Origin of the sequence: Clostridium sp. CCUG 7971 (genome assembly GCF_017590215.1) — a bacterium.
In the GTDB taxonomy this organism is placed as follows: Bacteria; Bacillota; Clostridia; order Peptostreptococcales; family Peptostreptococcaceae; genus Faecalimicrobium.
In genome coordinates this window covers 25,260-43,430 of the sequence record NZ_JAFFPK010000051.1, presented here as the reverse complement: position 1 = coordinate 43,430, position 18,171 = coordinate 25,260, and the positions used below count along the sequence as shown (strand labels likewise).

Genomic DNA, 18,171 nt, shown 5'->3' with positions numbered 1-18,171 from the left:
TTAGCGATAAATATAAAACTAGGAATATAAATATATAAAATAAAAAGCCATAAGCTTATGGCTTTTTTACATTTAAGAAAATTATAAATTTAAACCAGTATTTGATTAAGGATTTAAAATATATGAAATGCTTATATGTATATAGATTAAGTAAAGTTAAATTTTTACTATTACAATAAAATTAATAGATTTTCAATGTTATAGGTAACAAAAATAAGCATAGGAAAACGAAATTATTTGTTATAAATAACATTTATGTCGAAATATGTATTTGATACAATATTATCAAAAGGAGGAGATAAATATGAAAATAGTAATTTCGATAGATTCTTTAAAAGGAAGTTTAACTTCAATAGAAGCAGCAAATGCAATAAAAAAAGGAATATTAAACGTTTATAATAAAGCAGATATAACAATAATGCCTCTGGCAGATGGTGGAGAGGGTACTGTAGATGCTTTAGTAGAAGGTATGAATGGAGAAAAACAAATAATATCCGTAACAGGACCTTTAAATAAAAAAGTAAATGCAGAATATGGAATATTAAAAGATACAAATACAGCAATAATAGAGATGGCTCAAGCTTCTGGACTTACACTAGTTGAACCAGAACTTAGAAATCCTTTAAATACAACAACTTATGGAGTTGGAGAAATAATAAAAGAAGCAATAGATAAAGGTTGTAGAAACTTTATAGTTGGAATAGGTGGAAGTGCTACTAATGACAGTGGAGTTGGAATGCTTCAAGCGTTAGGCTATGAATTCTATGATGAAAATAATAACTTAGTAGGCTTAGGTGGAAAAGTACTAAATGAAATAAAAAGTATAAAAATAGATAATAGATTAAAAGAACTTGATGAATGCACATTTAAAATAGCATGTGATGTTAACAATCCATTATACGGAAAGAACGGAGCAGCTCACATATATGGACCTCAAAAAGGTGCAACAGAAGAAATAGTTGAAGAATTAGATAAAGGTCTTATTAATTTTTCACAAGTTGTTAAAAAAGACTTAGGTAAAGATATAGCACATGTTGAAGGTGTAGGAGCAGCTGGTGGTCTTGGATTTGCATTTTTAGGATTTTTAAATTCAAAATTAGAATCAGGTATAAAGATAATATTAGATGAAATAAAATTAGAAGAAGTAATAAAAGGTGCTGATTTTGTTATAACAGGAGAAGGTAGATTAGATAATCAAACAGCTATGGGAAAGGCTCCTATTGGAGTAGCAAAACTTGCTAAAGCCAATAATGCAAAAGTTATAGCAATAGCAGGATGTACAACAGATGATGCAGTTAAATGTAATGAAGAAGGAATAGACGCATATTTCTCAATAGTAAACTCTTCAATGACAATAGAAGAAGCAATGGAGAAAGAAACTGCAACTAAAAACATGATAGCGACAACAACACAAATATTTAACCTTATAAAATCAGTTAAATAAATACCTCACAAAAATTTGCTTTACTCATATAGCAAACAGTCTAAGGACAGGAGGCATTGCTCAAGTTTAGCGGTTGAAAATAATATTAAAAAAACTTATTAGGTGGTGGGATAAATGGATGTACAAATAACGACACTAGGAGCATTACTAGGACTTGCAGTAGCAATTATATTGATAATTAAAAAAATACACCCTGCATATAGCTTAATATTAGGAGCTGTAGTAGGAGGATTAGTAGGTGGAGCAGGACTTAGCGGCACTGTAGATGTAATGATAAGTGGGGCAAAAGATATAATGCCTGCGATACTTCGTATAGTAACATCAGGAGTTTTAGCTGGAGTACTTATAAAAACAGGAGCAGCAGCTAAGATTGCTGATCAGATAATAAAAACATTAGGTGAAAAAAGAGCTTTATTTGCACTAGCTTTATCAACAATGATATTAACAGCAGTTGGAGTATTCGTAGACGTAGCAGTAATAACTGTTGCACCAATAGCACTTGCAATATCTAAAAAGTTAGGATATGCACCAATGGTTATCCTTTTAGCTATGATAGGCGGAGGAAAAGCAGGTAATATTATATCTCCAAACCCAAATACTATATCAGCAGCAGAAAACTTTGGAGTTGATTTATCATCTCTAATGGCAGCAAATATTATACCAGCAATAGTAGGGCTTATAGTTACTGTAATATTAGCAAGTATGTTAGCTAAGAAATTTAAAGGAACTAAAACAGAAGTAGCAAAAGATGAGCAAGATAATTTAGAATTACCATCTTTCTTCGCAGCAATAATTGGACCATTAGTAGCAATACTTTTACTTGCATTAAGACCAATAGCAGGAATAGCAGTAGATCCACTTATAGCATTACCAGTTGGTGGAGTAATTGGAGCATTAGCTATGGGTAAAGCAAAGAATCTTAATGAATATATAACTTTTGGACTTTCAAAAATGATGCCAGTTGCAATCCTTTTAATAGGAACAGGTACAGTTGCAGGAATAATAAAGGCATCAACATTACAAGTAACAACAATAGGATTACTTGATGCAATGAATATGCCGGCATTTTTATTAGCTCCAATATCAGGTATATTAATGTCAGCAGCAACAGCATCAACTACATCAGGAGCAACTATAGCATCAGCAACATTTGGACCAGCTATAATGGGAGTTGGAGTATCTCCAATAGCAGGAGCAGCTATGGTTCATGCAGGAGCGACAGTACTTGATCACTTACCACATGGTTCATTCTTCCATGCAACAGCAGGAGCAACAAATATGAGTATAGGCGAGCGTTTAAAATTAATACCATATGAATCTTTAGTAGGACTTTCTATGACTATAGTTTCAACTATAATGTGGGGAATAATGATGTAATAAATGTAAATTAGGAAATAAATAATAGAGACTGATGATAAACAATTAGGAGGCAACAATGTTAGATAATATAAAAAGAACTAAAATAGTATGTACATTAGGACCGGCGTCAGATAAAGAAGAAATATTAACAGAGCTTGTAAAGAACGGATTAAATGTATGTAGATTTAATTTTTCTCATGGGTCTCATGAAGAGCATAAAGAAAGAATGGATTTAGTAAAAAAAGTCAGAAATGATTTAAATCAACCAGTAGCTATATTACTAGATACAAAAGGACCAGAAATAAGAACAGGAAACTTTGCAGACCCTGAAGTTTTATTAGAAGAAGGTCAAAAATTTACTATAACTATGAAAGATGTTATGGGAAGTAAAGAAATATGTAGCGTAAGTTACAAAGGTCTTTCAAAAGATGTAGTGTCTGGAGATACTATATTAATAGATGATGGGTTAGTAGGACTTAGAGTACAAGAAGTTAATGGTGACGATATACACTGTATAGTAGAAAACTCTGGAATAGTCAAAAATCATAAAGGAGTTAATGTTCCTGGAGTAAGTATAAAACTACCAGCATTAACAGAAAAAGATGTCAGCGATATAGAATTTGGTATAGAACAAGGAATAGATTATATAGCAGCATCATTTGTTAGAAAAGCATCAGATGTGTTAGAAATAAGAGAAGTATTAGAAAAAAATAATGCTACACATATTCAAATAATATCTAAAATAGAAAACCAAGAGGGAATAAATAATATAGATGAAATATTAAAAGTATCTGATGGAATAATGGTTGCTAGGGGAGATTTAGGAGTTGAAATACCAACAGAAGAAATACCTATAGCTCAAAAGATGATGATAAAAAAATGCAACAAATTAGGTAAGCCAGTAATAACTGCTACTCAAATGTTAGATTCTATGATTAGAAATCCTAGACCAACAAGAGCAGAAGTTACAGATGTTGCAAATGCTATATATGATGGAACAGATGCAATAATGTTATCAGGGGAAACTGCTGCTGGTAAGTATCCGATAGAAGCTGTTAAAACTATGGCTACCATAGCAAAAAGAACGGAAGAAACATTAAATTATAATGAATTATTAAGAAAAAGAAAGATAGAAGAAGTAACAGTAACAAATGCAATAAGTCATGCTACATGTACTACAGCTAGAGATTTAAGTGCAGCTTCAATAGTAACCTTTACTTCAACTGGACATACAGCTAGAATGGTTTCTAAATTTAGACCGCAGTGTCCAATAATAGCTACAACAGAAGATGAAGGAGTTATGAGAAGATTAGCTTTAACTTGGGGCGTATACCCAATCAAAACATCTCATGCAGGAAGCACAGATGAAATAATAAATAACTCAATAACATCAGCTAAAGAAGTTAATTATTTAAAAGATGGTGACTTAGTTGTAATAACAGCAGGTGTACCAGCTGGAGTAAGTGGAACTACAAACTTAATAAAGGTACATGCTATAGAAAAATAATAAAAAATTTAAATGATTAATCTGTTAATTATTTTTGACAGATTAATCTATACATATAGTAAGAATTTGAGAGGAGAATTAAAATGTCAGCTATAGAATTAGTATATGCAAGAGAAGTATTAGACTCAAGAGGAAACCCAACTGTAGAAGTTGAAGTTGCTTTAGAAAGTGGATCAATAGGAAGAGCTATAGTACCATCAGGAGCATCAACAGGAGCTTTCGAAGCTGTTGAATTAAGAGACGGTGACAAAGGAAGATACTTAGGAAAAGGTACTGAGAAAGCTGTTAACAATGTAAATGAAATAATAGCACCAGAATTAGAAGGTATGGACGCATTTGACCAACCTGGTATAGATGGTTTAATGATAGAATTAGATGGAACTTTAAACAAATGTAAATTAGGGGCTAACGCAATATTAGGTGTATCTATGGCTGTAGCTAGAGCTGCTGCTGATGAAATAGGATTACCATTATTCCAATACATAGGTGGAGTAAATGCTAAGCAATTACCAGTTCCAATGATGAACATAATAAACGGTGGAGAGCATGCTGATAATAACGTTGACGTACAAGAGTTCATGATATTACCAGTTGGAGCAAAAACATTCAAAGAAGCTTTAAGAATGGGTGCAGAAGTATTCCATTCATTAAAGAAAGTTTTAGCTGACAACGGATTAGCTTGTGGTGTAGGTGATGAAGGTGGATTCGCTCCAAACTTAAGTTCAAACAGAGCGGCTTTAGAGTTAATAGTAGATGCTATATCTAAAGCTGGATATGAGCCAGGAAAAGACGTTATGTTAGGACTTGACGTTGCTGCTACAGAAATGTACAACAAAGAAACTAAAAAATACGTTTTAGCTGGAGAAGGAAAAGAATTAACTGCAGCTGAAATGGTTGAATTATATGAAGATTGGTCAAATAACTTCCCAATAATAACTATAGAAGACGGATTAGATGAAGAAGATTGGGATGGATGGAAGTTATTAACTGAAAAATTAGGAAACAAATTACAATTAGTTGGAGACGACTTATTCGTTACTAATACTGAAAGATTAGAAAGAGGAATAGAGCAAGGTGTTGCTAACTCTATATTAGTTAAAGTTAACCAAATAGGTACAATAACTGAAACTTTAGATGCTATAGAAATGGCTAAGAGAGCTGGATACACTGCAGTTATATCTCATAGATCAGGAGAAACAGAAGATACTACTATAGCTGACTTAGCTGTAGCTGTAAACGCTGGACAAATAAAGACTGGTGCTCCATCAAGAACTGATAGAGTTGCTAAGTACAACCAATTATTAAGAATAGAAGAAATGGTTGGAGATTCTGCTAGATACTGTGGATTAAAATCTTTCTACAACTTAAAAAAATAATAAATATTTAAATTTTTATAAAAAAGCTTTTGGTATATGCCGAAAGCTTTTTAGTAACTATGTTTGAAGTGAAGTAGTTCATCGATATGTACTTTAGCATAAGCTGATTTTTAGCTTGGATACCTTGAAATGCCTATTTTATTATGATATATTAAAGTGTGAATAAAATTTGACAATACTAAAAGAGAATGGAGGGGTTACAGATGAATCTAGGAACTATATTAATGGGTGTACAAGTTGTACTAGCTGTACTTTTAATAGTTAGTATAATGCCACAAGATAGTAAAGGAGCTGTGCCTTCACAATTTGGTGGAGAAGGAAATCAAACTTACTTCAAGCCAAAAGGAAAAGAAGCTTTTCTTGGTAGATTAACTAAAATAACATCAGTGTTATTTTTCTTAAATGCATTAGCAATGCTTTTATTAAAGAAGTAATATTAAATAACAGGCCATTATTTAATAAATGTATTTAAGGTATTATTTAAAAGTTAAATTTAATTTTTAAAAAATAATGTATTGAAGTAAAATATAAAAATTTTATTTTAATACATTATTTTAGTTTAAATAAAAAAGTATTCTCTTACTTCATTTTAAAAGATGATTTAAATAAAAGTATATTTACTATTAAAATAACAATTATATAAACATTAACAGCTAAAGTACCAAAGATTGAAACAATAAAGTGAATACCTGCCATAATACATGTTAAAACACCCATTAAAGAATTTTCTAATATCGCATCATTTTTCTTAAGAATATTAATTTGATGAGAAAATGGCATATTTTTTTTGATTATATTAAATGTATTTATAGTTATAAATATATTTACTAAAAATATAACTATAATATGTTGTGTTATATATACCTCATAGAAATTTACAAATATTACACACATAATTAAATAAAAAGGTATTATTATATTAACTAAGCAAGCTTTAATAGCACCCTTATGAATATTCATTTTATTTTTTATAGGTATTGTTTTATATATGTATGATGCTTTGTAATTTCTAGAACGCTTTAATACTATTATTATTGTAGGAATTGAAAGTGCATAAAAATATAAAAGTAGATAAACATATGAATTTAAATTTTCTGTATGTCTATTAAAAATCACAAATATACCAAAGATATTAGATCCCATAGCTGTATATACTATAGTTTTAAAATCTCTATCTTTTCTTATTATATTAGAAACAAAATTAAAAAATATTCTTTCTTCTTTATCTCTACATACAAGATTACTAAATTTCATTGTTAAATTAAACTTTTTTACATTTTTACTGGAATCCATATTATTAAGTTTTTGAAGTTTTTTTTCTAATACCGGTGTAAGTTTTATATATATTAAGATTGATACTAAAGGTACAACTAAAGCTAGAAAAGAAAGTATCAATAATGATTCATTTTTATTTCTTGTTACTATTATTTCAAGTGGAGCTGAAAACCAAAAAGGTGGTAAAAAGTAACTTACTACACCTAAGTTGATATTTTTAAATAGATTCATACTTTCAGATATATTCATTACAAGTATATAACCTAAACTAAATAATATTGTAAATCCTATTTGTATGATAGTAATTATATCTCTAAGCTTTTCTCCATCAAATATATTCAATATAAATAAATAAACTAGTCCAGATATAATTATCATAAAAATATCTATAATTAATATTTCTATTAAGAATACTAAAGAAAATATTAATCCATACTTTATTGATGCAATTAAGGAAAATCCGCTTAATGCTAAACTTATATTTATCATATATATCATGATATGTGTTACTTTAGATGCATTCATTGTTTTTAAACTTATACCCCTAGTAGCTAATATTCCCTTATCCTTTACGTCTAATATTACAGCCGAAAAATCTGAGATAAATGTTGTAAGCATAAGAAACATAAATATTGAAAAGTATATAGCCATTGAGATAAAAGTATTTTTACTAATCATTATAATAATCATTATAAAGAAGCCGATAATTGCATATATTATTTGCATTATTTTATATTGATTTGAAGATTCATTAAACTGAGTATTATTTAATAAGTTAGATGTTTTTCTTGAATCTATAGTTAACTTTGTACTTAAAATTAACCTCATAGTATCATAGTCTACACCTAGAATTTCATATAAAAATCTTAATTTATCAAGTATCTTTAGTGAAACAAAATTATTCATAAGCTATACCTCTTTCATTACAGATATAAATTTTTGTGCAAGTTCTTTATGCTCACTAAAGCCTGTAAGTTGATTAAAGATTTGCTCTAAAGATTTTTGATGTACTCTTTCTTTTAAATCATCAAAGTTACCATCTGCGACTATATTTCCATCGTCTAGTAGTATTATTCTATCACTTATTTTTTCTACCACTTCCATTATATGAGATGAGTAAAAAATCGTCTTACCTTCTTCTTTTAAACTTAGCATAATTTCTTTTATTATCATTACACTATTTGCATCTAATCCACTTAGGGGTTCATCTAAAAATAGTATATCTGGATTATGCATTAAACTAGATATTATAATTACCTTTTGCTTCATTCCTTTTGAAAAAGATTCAATTCGTGAGTTATAAGATTCTTTTACTCCTAAGATATCCATTAATTCATAAGCCTTTTTATCAGCAGTATCATATTTTAATCCATAAAGTTGACCTATAAATGTTAAATATTCTCTAGCAGTTAAGCTTTCATAAGTTTCTGCCACTTCAGGGACATAGCCTATCCTTTTTTTATATTTCTCGTCTTCCTGTGATATATCTTCTCCAAATATTTTAACTACACCTGTATAACCCTCAACTAGCCCTAATATTATTTTTACAGTTGTACTTTTTCCTGCTCCATTTGGACCTATATATCCTATTATACTTCCCTTATCTACTTCTAGATCTATTCCTTTTAAAACTTCTTTCCCTTCGAAGCTCATCTTTAGATCTTTTATAAATATTACTTTATTCATAAGTGTCCTCCCTGATAGTAATAAAACAGTCTATAATTTTATGTGAAAAATATCATATTATATAATTTATTTAATAAAGAGTATCATAAAAAAATAAAAAAATTACAAAAGTGGACTGAATGGTATATTTTCTGGACTAAATAGTTTTCAATATATAATTCAGTTAAAAGGATATTTAATTTTTGATAAAAGAATAGATGGTCATAATATCTGATAATTATATATGCAAAGAGAGGAGTACTATTTATGAAAGCTCAAGTTAAAAATCTAAAAAAGCTATGGAAAAAGGTTAATACCAATTCCATAGCTTTTTATCTAATTTTATTTATCAAATACTGTATTTTTAGCTTTCCATTCTTCCATTTTTATTTCAAGCCAGAAACCATATATTCCAAGTGTTATTATAGTTAATAACCACCATTTTATATAATTAACAAATAATGATCCACCCGTTCCAGTGAATTTAAGTCTTCTACCTTCTATAACTGTATGCTTTTTAATCCAACTATGCTTTAAAGTAACTGCCCAAGGTGTAGCAATTCCTAAAGTGAAAAATGTTATTAAAAATGCCATGATATTAATTCCTATAAGTTCTAAAACCCCACCATCAAATTCTGATTTTTGATAATCCATTATGCCATCTCCCTCTATGATTTATGATATTGTAATTATACACTAATATCATAAAAATGAAACTTAATTAAACCTTAAATAAATATTATTTAATTTTAAAGTAAACTGTGGGATTTAGATTGAGCATATTTATAGGAATTGTTTTATTATTTGACTTAATAATGGAGTTGTTTAATGAAATACAACTAATTAAACATTAAACGTATAAAAAAATATAACCTTAGGTATAATATATACTTAAGGTTATATTTTTTATTATCCTTGAGAAACTTGTTGTTTAACTATTGATATTTCAGTTTCTGAAGCAGGTTGTGCTGGAATATAATATCCTTTTTCTTTAGCTTTATTAAAAAGGTTATATTGACGTATTTCATCGTTATCTCTCATTTGTTGTAGAGTTTGACGAAGTTGTTCATTTTCAGTTTGAGCTATTATACCACCATAGCCAGCTAAGCTAGCATTTATACCAGCTAAATAATCATTTACTATCTCTTTTTCTTGCATTTAGTTACCTCCTATCCTAAGAACATTATTAGTTTTTCTTTGCTTTCTTTTGCATCTTGAGCGTCTTTTTCAAACATTTGCTTTAACCCTGGATCAGAGCATTGTGAAGCATAGTCATTTAATTTCTTTTCAATTGTGCAGTGAGCACCGATTAAATGTCGTAGATTTTGTAGCTCTAATTCATTTAAATTATCCATAATAGTCAACTCCTTTACTTTAGATTCAATAGTAGTATTATCGAAGTTGTCTGAGTATATTCAACAAAATAACTAATAATATATTTTCTTATTATAGAAGATAATGTAAGATAGTTTGTTTATTAGCTATTAGAATGGTTTTACTATGAAATATTAAATAATAAATAATATTAAAAAAATATATAGCTTATAAAAAGTATTTAAATCATAAAAAATTATTTTAATTGTTTAATTAATTTAATGACTGAAATTTGACAGTTTTACCAAAGTATTACAATGGTGTATAATGATTAAATGGTAATAATAAAATATAAATATAGAATTAATAAAGTAAATTAATATTAATTATATACAATTAATATCATAGTATAAAATATAATAAATTTTTTGAAAAATAAGATTTATATAATAATGAACATGGAGGTACGTTAATGTTACCAGGACTTAAAGAACGTTTATTGGGACTTATAAATGACCCAGATTATAGCCCTTTAAAGAAAGAAGAACTAGCTGTTATTTTTGATATACATGCATGTGAAACAGCAATGTTTTATAACTTCTTAGATGAACTAGAAGAAGACGGCTATATATGCAAAACTAAAAAGGAAAAAATAATAGCACCTAAAACTATGGGGTACTTTGTAGGGAAATTTGTATCACATAGAAAAGGATTTGGATTTGTTGAATCTGATGAAGAATATACACAAGATTTATTTATACCAGCTTGTGATATAAACGGAGCTATGCATAATGATAGAGTTATGGCGGAAATAGTAACTCCAGCTACTGATGAAAGAAGAGCTGAAGGTAAAATAGTAAAAGTTATTCAAAGAGAAGTAACTCGTATTGTAGGGACATTCCAACCAAATAAAAATTTTGGATTTGTTATACCTGATGATAAGAAGTTTAATAAAGATATATATGTACCTAAAAAATTCTTTAGTGGTGCAAGAGAAAATGATAAGGTTGTATGCGAAATAACTGTATGGCCTAAAGAAGATAGAAAACCAGAAGGTAAAGTTGTTGAGGTATTAGGACAAAAAGGATTAAAAGAAGTAGAAATACATTCTATAATAAAAGCTCATGGATTACCTGAAGAATTCCCTAAAAAGGTATTAGATGAAGCAGAACATGTAGCTATACCAATACCACAAGAAGAAATGGAAAGAAGATTAGATATAAGAGGATTAAAAACATTTACAATAGATGGAGACGACGCTAAAGACTTAGATGATGCTATATCTATAGAAATGCTGGATAACGGAAACTTCAGCTTAGGTGTTCATATAGCAGACGTTACTCATTATGTAAGAGAAAAAAGTAAATTAGATAAAGAAGCTTTAAAAAGAGCAACTTCAGTTTACTTAGTAGATACAGTAATACCAATGCTACCTAAAACACTTTCTAATGGAGTATGTAGTTTAAATCCTAATGAAGATAAACTTGCTTTATCAGTATTTATGGAAATAGACCACAAAGGTAATGTTGTTAAATACGATATAAAAGAAACTATAATAGATTCAGATGCTAGAATGACATATACGGAAGTGTCAGATATTTTAGAAAATGATGATGAAGAGCTAAAAGCAAAATATTCTAATCTAGTAGAAGAATTTAAAAATGCAGAAACTTTAGCGAAAATATTAATGGATAGAAGAACTAAGAGAGGTTCAATAGACTTTGACTTCCCAGAAGCTAAAATAATATTAGATAAAGAAGGTAAAGTTTTAGAGATACAGCAATATGAAAGAAGAATATCAAATAAAATAATAGAAGAATTCATGCTTATAAGTAATGAAACAGTAGCAGAGCATTTCTTCTGGTTAAATGTTCCTTTCGTTTATAGAATACATGAAACTCCATCGGTAGAAAAAATGCAAAACTTAAGCAAGTTTGTTTCTACATTTGGGTATACTATAAAAGGTGATATGGAAGAAGTACACCCTAAAGCTCTTCAAGCAATAGTTGAAGGAATAAAAGGAAAAAGAGAAGAAGAAGCAATAAGTACAATAATGCTTCGTTCACTAAGACAGGCAAAATATGCTCCTGAATGTGTAGGTCACTTTGGATTAGCAGCTAAATATTACTGCCACTTTACTTCTCCAATAAGAAGATATCCAGACCTTCAAATACACAGAATAATAAAAGAGCAATTAAATAATAAATTAAATCAAAAAAGACAAGACCAGCTTAAAAATATAGTAGATTATGCATCAGTTCAATCATCTGAAAGAGAAAGAAGTGCAGACCTTGCAGAAAGAGATGTTAAGGACTACTACAAAGCAGTATATATGTATGATAAGATTGGTGAAGAATTTGACGGTGTAGTATCAAGTGTAACTTCATTTGGTATGTTTATAGAACTTCCTGATACTGTTGAAGGACTTATAAGACTTGCAAATATTACAGATGACTATTATATTTATGACGATACAACATATACTATAATGGGAGAGCGTACTAAGAAGACTTTCAGAATAGGTGATCCTGTTAGAATTAAAGTTGATAATGTAAATATAGATGCTAGAGAAATAGACTTTAAATTACTATATAAAATAGATGAAAATAAAAATGTAGATAGCGAATAGTGATATATATATTGTATTAGTCAATATGACATAGTTATATTGACTAATACATGTAAATATGGTATATTTTTACTAATAATAAGCTTATTGTTTATGAATAATATAAAAGTTAAGAAGGTGAATTTATATGAGTGGTAAAAAAGTATTAGCTAGTAACAGAAAAGCAAGACATGAGTACTTTATAGAAGAATCTTATGAATGTGGAATAGAATTAAAAGGTACAGAAGTAAAATCTATAAGACAAGGTAAGTTAAACTTAAGTGATGGATTTGCATCTGTTGATAATAGTGAAGTATTTTTAAAACAAGTTCATATAAGCCCATACGAACAAGGAAACATATTTAATGTTGATCCTTTAAGAACTAGAAAATTATTACTTCATAAACATGAAATAAGAAAGCTTATAGGTGCTACTACTATAAAAGGTTATTCATTAGTTCCTTTAAGTGTTTATCTTAAAAATGGTAAAGTTAAAGTAGAATTAGCACTAGCAAAAGGTAAAAAACTATATGATAAGCGTCAAGACTTAGCGAAAAAAGATGCTCAAAGAAATATAGAAAGAGAAATGCGTGGAAAATACTAATACTTTAGGTAAAGATTTCTTTAATAACAAGTTAATAACATTGATTTTTGATTTAAAAAGTATTATATTATAGATACACTAAAATTAAATATAGATGGTGAAATACAAAAGTTTGCGAATTAAAAAGTCTTTAAGACTCTAAACTTACCACGGGGGCGTAAAGGTTTCGACGTGGGTTTGGAACTTGGGGCTGCGTGTCGTGTTACTCTGGGTCACGTAAAAACTGGGGAAAAAAATAAACGCAAACGATAATTACGCTTTAGCAGCATAATGCTGCTCGACCCGCCGAGCCCTCCTGCCGGTTAGGCCTGGTCGTCATTTATGCAGGGAACTACTTTTAGGGTGTCTCGACTAAGAGTGGACTAATTGGGACTGGTCAATCACATAGCCTGCCACTGGGCGATGTGTGAGACGAGAATCTAAATCAGTTGGCTACACACGTAGATGCAACAGGGAAAGAGCTTGCGGACAGGGGTTCGACTCCCCTCGTCTCCACCATTGAAATTCATGAAAAAGCTATTGATAAATTATCAATAGCTTTTTCATTTTATATAAAGTTTATTTTACGATATAAATTAAAAATAATAACGTAATACTTATAAATAAGTTTTTGTTTATTTTTATTATTAATATAGTATAATTAAAAAGAAATTACAGGCTAGAGGGAAGAGAGTGTGGTTTCTATATAATTAATTGATATTAATCGATTAAACCACTCTTATTGTATTAGTAAGAGTGCTTTCTTGCGCCTAAGAAAAAAGTTATGAAGCTTTAAAAGTACCAACTAATAATATACGATAGAAATGAGGTTTAAAGTGAAAAAATTTAAGTCTTTTAAGACAATAATTCTAACAATTTTAATATTAACATTAACATCTCTTAGCAGTATAGCTAATGCACAAGAGAACATAGGTCAAATTCAAGGAATAGTTGCCCAATCAGCAATAGTTATGGATATGGATACGGGTGAAGTTATTGCATCAAAAAATGCTGATAATCAGATGCCTGTAGCAAGTACTATAAAATTACTAACATCATTAATTTACGCAGAAAATACTTCAAAGTCAGAGAACATTTCATTTACTGAAGATGTACTTAAAACTACTCAAACTGCATTAAATAATTTCAAGAAAGTTAATCCAGGAGATAAAATTTCAAGTGATGATCTTATGAAAGCTGTTATGATTTTTTCTGCTAATGATGCTGCATATCTGATGGCAGACTCTGTAGCTGGAAATACTAAAGATTTCGTAAAGATGATGAACGATAGAGTAAAGTCTATGGGATTAAAAGATACATATGTAGTAAATCCATGTGGGTTAGAACGTGATGCTCTAAATCCAGAAAATAAAGAAATAAATTTATCAAGTGCGTATGATATAGCAATAATTGCAAGAGAAGCTTATAAGAATGAATGGATTAGAGATACAATATCAGAAAAAAATAAAAAGGTAACTATTGACTTAGCAGGATCACCTGTTATTCTTGAAACAAGAAATAAAATGCTTGGCGAATATGGCAATATAGGTGGAAAGACAGGAAATGAAACTAAAGCAGGTCGTTGCTTTGTTGGTTTCTTTGAAAGAGGCGGTAGAAATCTAGTTACGGTTGCTCTTAATTCTGAGTATGGAGTACATGATGTAGATGTATTTAATGATAGTAAGGTAATAGCAGACGATGGATATAATGCTAAAAAGCAAGTATTTAAAAAGACTGGAGAAAAAATTGATACAGTAAAATTAGAGTACAAGTTATTTGGGTTCTTTAGACCTAAAAAGACTGTAGAGGCTCCAATTGTAGCATCAAAAGATATAATGTATTATAAAAATCCTATCAATGATAAAAATGCAAAAATAGAATATAATGATAAAGATAAAAATAAAAATGCATGGAAATTAGCAGATAAAGAAGTAGAACTAACATTTTCATTACCAAATTATAAAGCAAAAGTATTAGGAAAAGTGGATATATCATTATTTGATTTAATTAAAATGAATATAGTATCATATGGTATTGCTGTTACTGTTTTAGGATTTATTTTAGCAGTGTTTGTAATATTATATAGGAAAATATCTACGAATAGAATACGTAAAAGAAAAGGATATATGTTTTATAAAAAATAAATAGAAGTTAAGAAATAGTGGATATGATTCTTGTGAATCGTCTCCACCATTGAAATCCACGAAAACACATTGATAAAATTGTCAATGTGTTTTTTATTTATAAACCTTACATAGATGTAATACCTATGTAAGGTTTGAAGATAGTTATACTATAGTATTTAAAGTAAAATTCTTATATGAGAAAAATCATATAAGAAAAGAGGATTAAACAAATGGAATTAATAGAAATATTTAAAGCTATGATTTTAGGTATTATAGAAGGAATAACAGAATGGCTACCGATAAGTAGTACAGGTCACATGATACTATTAGACGAATTTTTACAGCTAGGAATATCAGATTCGTTCAAAGAAATGTTTTTTGTTATAATACAATTAGGTGCAATAATGGCAGTAGTAGTTTTATATTGGAAAAAGATATTTCCTTTCTCATTTAAAGAAAATCAAGTTATAAAAAAATACATAATAACAATGTGGATAAAAATAGTTATAGCCTGCATGCCAGCAGCAATTATTGGTATATTATTTGATGATAAGATAAACTTATTATTTTACAATTTTCAATCAGTAGCTATAGCTCTTATAGCATTTGGAATTTTGTTTATTGTAGCAGAGAACTATAATAAAGGAAAAAGTTCTATAGCAAATAATATAAATCAATTAACTTATAAAATGGCAATAGTTATAGGCCTATTTCAATTAGTAGCAGCTATTTTTCCAGGTACATCACGTTCTGGTACAACTATACTTGGTGCTTTATTAATAGGGGTATCTCGGGATGTAGCGGCTGAATTTACATTTTTTTTAGCTATACCAGTAATGTTTGGTGCTAGTTTACTTAAACTGATTAAGTTTGGTATTGTATTTACAAGTTTTGAACTTACTGTATTATTAGTAGGTATGGTAGTTGCATTTATAGTATCTTTATTAACTATTAAATTTCTTGTAGGATACATTAAAAAACATGATTTTAAAATCTTTGGTTGGTATAGGATAGGACTTGGCTGTATACTTCTAATATACTATTTTATGATGATGTAAAAATTAATTAAATATAGGAAAGCTATAGCAATAATGACAATGCTACAGCTTTATTTACTATAAAACATGGTATACTAATTACAAATATAAGTTATCAAAAAATGGTAAAATAAGAACTGATATGGAGTGAATATATGAATAATAGAATTTATATTATAGAAGATGATACTTCCATAAGTACATTGTTAAAAGATTACATAGACAGATACGGATTTGAAGGGGTTATAGCGACAAATTTTAATAATATAATAGAAGAGTTTGAAATATGTAGACCGAGTTTAATATTATTAGATATAAATTTACCCAAATTTGATGGGTTTTATTGGTGTACGAAGATAAGACAAAAATCAAATGTACCTATAATATTTATATCAGCAAGGGAAAGTGGAATGGATCAAATCAGAGCATTAGAAAGTGGTGGAGATGATTATATAACTAAGCCGTTTCAATATGAGGTAGTGATAGCAAAAATAAAAAGTCATATGAGAAGGTCTTACGGAGAATACGCTCTAAAGCTAAATGAAAGAATAGTTGAATTAGATGGACTTAAATTTTACCCTGAAAGATTGGAAGTAGAATTTGAGGATAAAAATGTAATCATAACTAAAAAAGAAGGGATATTACTTGAATGTCTTATGAAAAAATATCCAAAAGTAGTTAGTAGAGATTATTTATTAGAAAAAATATGGGATGATATTGAATTTGTAGAGGAAAATACATTAAATGTTAATGTAAGTAGAATTAGAAAAAGACTTAATGATTTAGGAATAGAAGATGCCGTGAATACAGTAAGAGGGGTTGGCTACAAATTAAATAAGAATTGGTAGGATTATAATATGAAATTATTTATGAATGAATACAAAGGATATATATTCACTTATTATGCAGGGCTTATAATAACTCTTACGTATTGTAAACTTATGAATTTTATAAAAGCATCAGAGATAATCTATATATTATTATTTAATACTTTTATTGTAAGTAGCTTTATAATCTATAAGTACATAACAACTAAAAGAGCTTATGAAGTTTTTGAAAAAGGCATAGAAAACTTAGATGAATCTATATTAGATTTAGGAAAATCACCTATAGGAAAAAATGTAGCTAATGTGTTAAATCAACAATATAATCAATACAGATTAAAGATACAAGAACAAAATAAAATGCATAACGATCATTTAACTTTTATTAATCATTGGATTCATCAGATGAAAACTCCAGTATCTGTAATCAATCTTTTGCTACAAGAATATGAAGGTGAAGAGATATCATCAAATATACAGGAAGAGTTAGACAAAATAGATAAAGGACTTAATATGGCAATGTATTTTGCTAGATTAGATCAGTTTCAAAAAGATTTCTCAGTGGAAAAAGTTAATTTATATAATGATGTGGTAGAACTGGTAAATAAAGAAAGACGATTATTTATTAAAAATAGAATAATTCCTAAAGTAGAATTGGACAAGGATTTAGTGGTCTATAGTGATAAAAAGTGGCTAAGATTTATAATAGAACAAATAATAATAAATGGTGTAAAGTACTCAAAAGATTATGGCAAATATTTGACTATAAAAAATAGAGAAGATGATAAATACATAATAATAGAGATAATTGATGAAGGAATTGGTATATCTAAAAAAGATATAAAAAGAGTATTTGATCCATTTTTACAGGTGAAAATGGACGTGATTTTGGAGAATCAACGGGTATGGGATTATACATAGTAAAGACAGTATGTGACAACTTAGGTCATGAGGTAGAAATAAAATCGAAAATTGAAAAAGGCACACAAGTATCAATATTATTTAAAAAATAAAGAAAGTCAATAGTTATAAGCTATTGGCTTTTTAAATATA

The 18,171-nt window shown here is 28.6% G+C and carries 16 protein-coding genes, 1 other RNA gene and 1 pseudogene; 13 read left to right on the top strand and 5 right to left on the bottom strand.

All coding sequences use genetic code 11. The annotated features are described in order from the left end of the window. Positions 1-304: 304 nt before the first annotated feature. The 5 genes and pseudogenes from JWF52_RS07395 (at position 305) to secG (ending at position 6,120) form a co-directional block, all read left to right on the top strand. Complete coding sequence (locus tag JWF52_RS07395; RefSeq protein WP_208332930.1) at positions 305-1,444, top strand: glycerate kinase; 1,140 nt, start codon at positions 305-307, stop codon at positions 1,442-1,444. A 114-nt stretch (positions 1,445-1,558) separates the two neighbouring features. Further along, positions 1,559-2,821: a GntP family permease gene (locus JWF52_RS07390; protein WP_208332929.1), complete on the top strand. Its 1,263-nt coding sequence runs from the start codon at positions 1,559-1,561 to the stop codon at positions 2,819-2,821. Between the two features lie 70 nt (positions 2,822-2,891). Beyond that, positions 2,892-4,301, top strand: a pseudogene (gene pyk / locus JWF52_RS07385) (pyruvate kinase); the annotation flags it as partial. A gap of 92 nt (positions 4,302-4,393) precedes the next feature. Continuing rightward, a complete protein-coding gene (eno, locus tag JWF52_RS07380; RefSeq protein ID WP_208332927.1) occupies positions 4,394-5,686 on the top strand; it encodes a phosphopyruvate hydratase in 1,293 nt (430 codons plus the stop codon). Between the two features lie 203 nt (positions 5,687-5,889). Then, entirely contained in the window at positions 5,890-6,120 is a 231-nt protein-coding gene (secG, locus tag JWF52_RS07375) for a preprotein translocase subunit SecG (protein ID WP_286184047.1), read from the top strand. Between the two features lie 145 nt (positions 6,121-6,265). On the opposite strand, the gene JWF52_RS07370 is transcribed toward secG, so the two are convergent. From JWF52_RS07370 to JWF52_RS07350, 5 genes are all read right to left on the bottom strand, one after another. Further along, entirely contained in the window at positions 6,266-7,867 is a 1,602-nt protein-coding gene (locus JWF52_RS07370; RefSeq protein ID WP_208332926.1) for a hypothetical protein, read from the bottom strand. A 3-nt stretch (positions 7,868-7,870) separates the two neighbouring features. Next, positions 7,871-8,647 carry an ABC transporter ATP-binding protein gene (locus JWF52_RS07365; protein ID WP_208332925.1) on the bottom strand — a complete coding sequence of 259 codons (777 nt, stop codon included), beginning with the start codon at positions 8,645-8,647 and terminating at the stop codon, positions 7,871-7,873. 321 nt (positions 8,648-8,968) lie between these two features. Then, on the bottom strand, positions 8,969-9,280 hold the full coding sequence (locus JWF52_RS07360) for a DUF898 family protein (protein ID WP_208332924.1): 312 nt from the start codon (positions 9,278-9,280) through the stop codon (positions 8,969-8,971). Between the two features lie 255 nt (positions 9,281-9,535). After that, on the bottom strand, positions 9,536-9,784 hold the full coding sequence (locus tag JWF52_RS07355) for a spore coat protein (RefSeq protein WP_208332923.1): 249 nt from the start codon (positions 9,782-9,784) through the stop codon (positions 9,536-9,538). Positions 9,785-9,795: 11 nt separating this feature from the next. Further along, entirely contained in the window at positions 9,796-9,981 is a 186-nt protein-coding gene (locus JWF52_RS07350; RefSeq protein WP_208332922.1) for a hypothetical protein, read from the bottom strand. 431 nt (positions 9,982-10,412) lie between these two features. On the opposite strand from JWF52_RS07350, the gene rnr reads away from it, so the two are divergent. The 8 genes from rnr (at position 10,413) to JWF52_RS19655 (ending at position 18,131) form a co-directional block, all read left to right on the top strand. Continuing rightward, positions 10,413-12,569 (top strand): ribonuclease R, encoded by a 2,157-nt coding sequence (gene rnr, locus JWF52_RS07345; RefSeq protein WP_208332921.1) that lies wholly within the window; start codon positions 10,413-10,415, stop codon positions 12,567-12,569. A 127-nt stretch (positions 12,570-12,696) separates the two neighbouring features. Then, positions 12,697-13,152 (top strand): SsrA-binding protein SmpB, encoded by a 456-nt coding sequence (gene smpB / locus JWF52_RS07340; protein ID WP_208332920.1) that lies wholly within the window; start codon positions 12,697-12,699, stop codon positions 13,150-13,152. A gap of 151 nt (positions 13,153-13,303) precedes the next feature. Then, positions 13,304-13,650, top strand: a transfer-messenger RNA (tmRNA) gene (gene ssrA / locus JWF52_RS07335). 317 nt (positions 13,651-13,967) lie between these two features. After that, complete coding sequence (locus JWF52_RS07330; protein ID WP_353654894.1) at positions 13,968-15,275, top strand: D-alanyl-D-alanine carboxypeptidase family protein; 1,308 nt, start codon at positions 13,968-13,970, stop codon at positions 15,273-15,275. A gap of 212 nt (positions 15,276-15,487) precedes the next feature. After that, entirely contained in the window at positions 15,488-16,315 is an 828-nt protein-coding gene (locus JWF52_RS07325; RefSeq protein WP_208332918.1) for an undecaprenyl-diphosphate phosphatase, read from the top strand. Between the two features lie 134 nt (positions 16,316-16,449). Continuing rightward, positions 16,450-17,142 (top strand): response regulator transcription factor, encoded by a 693-nt coding sequence (locus tag JWF52_RS07320; protein ID WP_208332917.1) that lies wholly within the window; start codon positions 16,450-16,452, stop codon positions 17,140-17,142. A gap of 9 nt (positions 17,143-17,151) precedes the next feature. Then, the gene (locus JWF52_RS07315; protein ID WP_353654893.1) at positions 17,152-18,039 is read left to right on the top strand and encodes a sensor histidine kinase; all 888 of its coding nucleotides are present in this window, start codon (positions 17,152-17,154) and stop codon (positions 18,037-18,039) included. Further along, on the top strand, positions 18,024-18,131 hold the full coding sequence (locus tag JWF52_RS19655) for an ATP-binding protein (protein ID WP_353654892.1): 108 nt from the start codon (positions 18,024-18,026) through the stop codon (positions 18,129-18,131). Before JWF52_RS07315 ends, JWF52_RS19655 begins: the two co-directional genes overlap by 16 nt. The last annotated feature ends 40 nt before the right edge of the window (positions 18,132-18,171 follow it).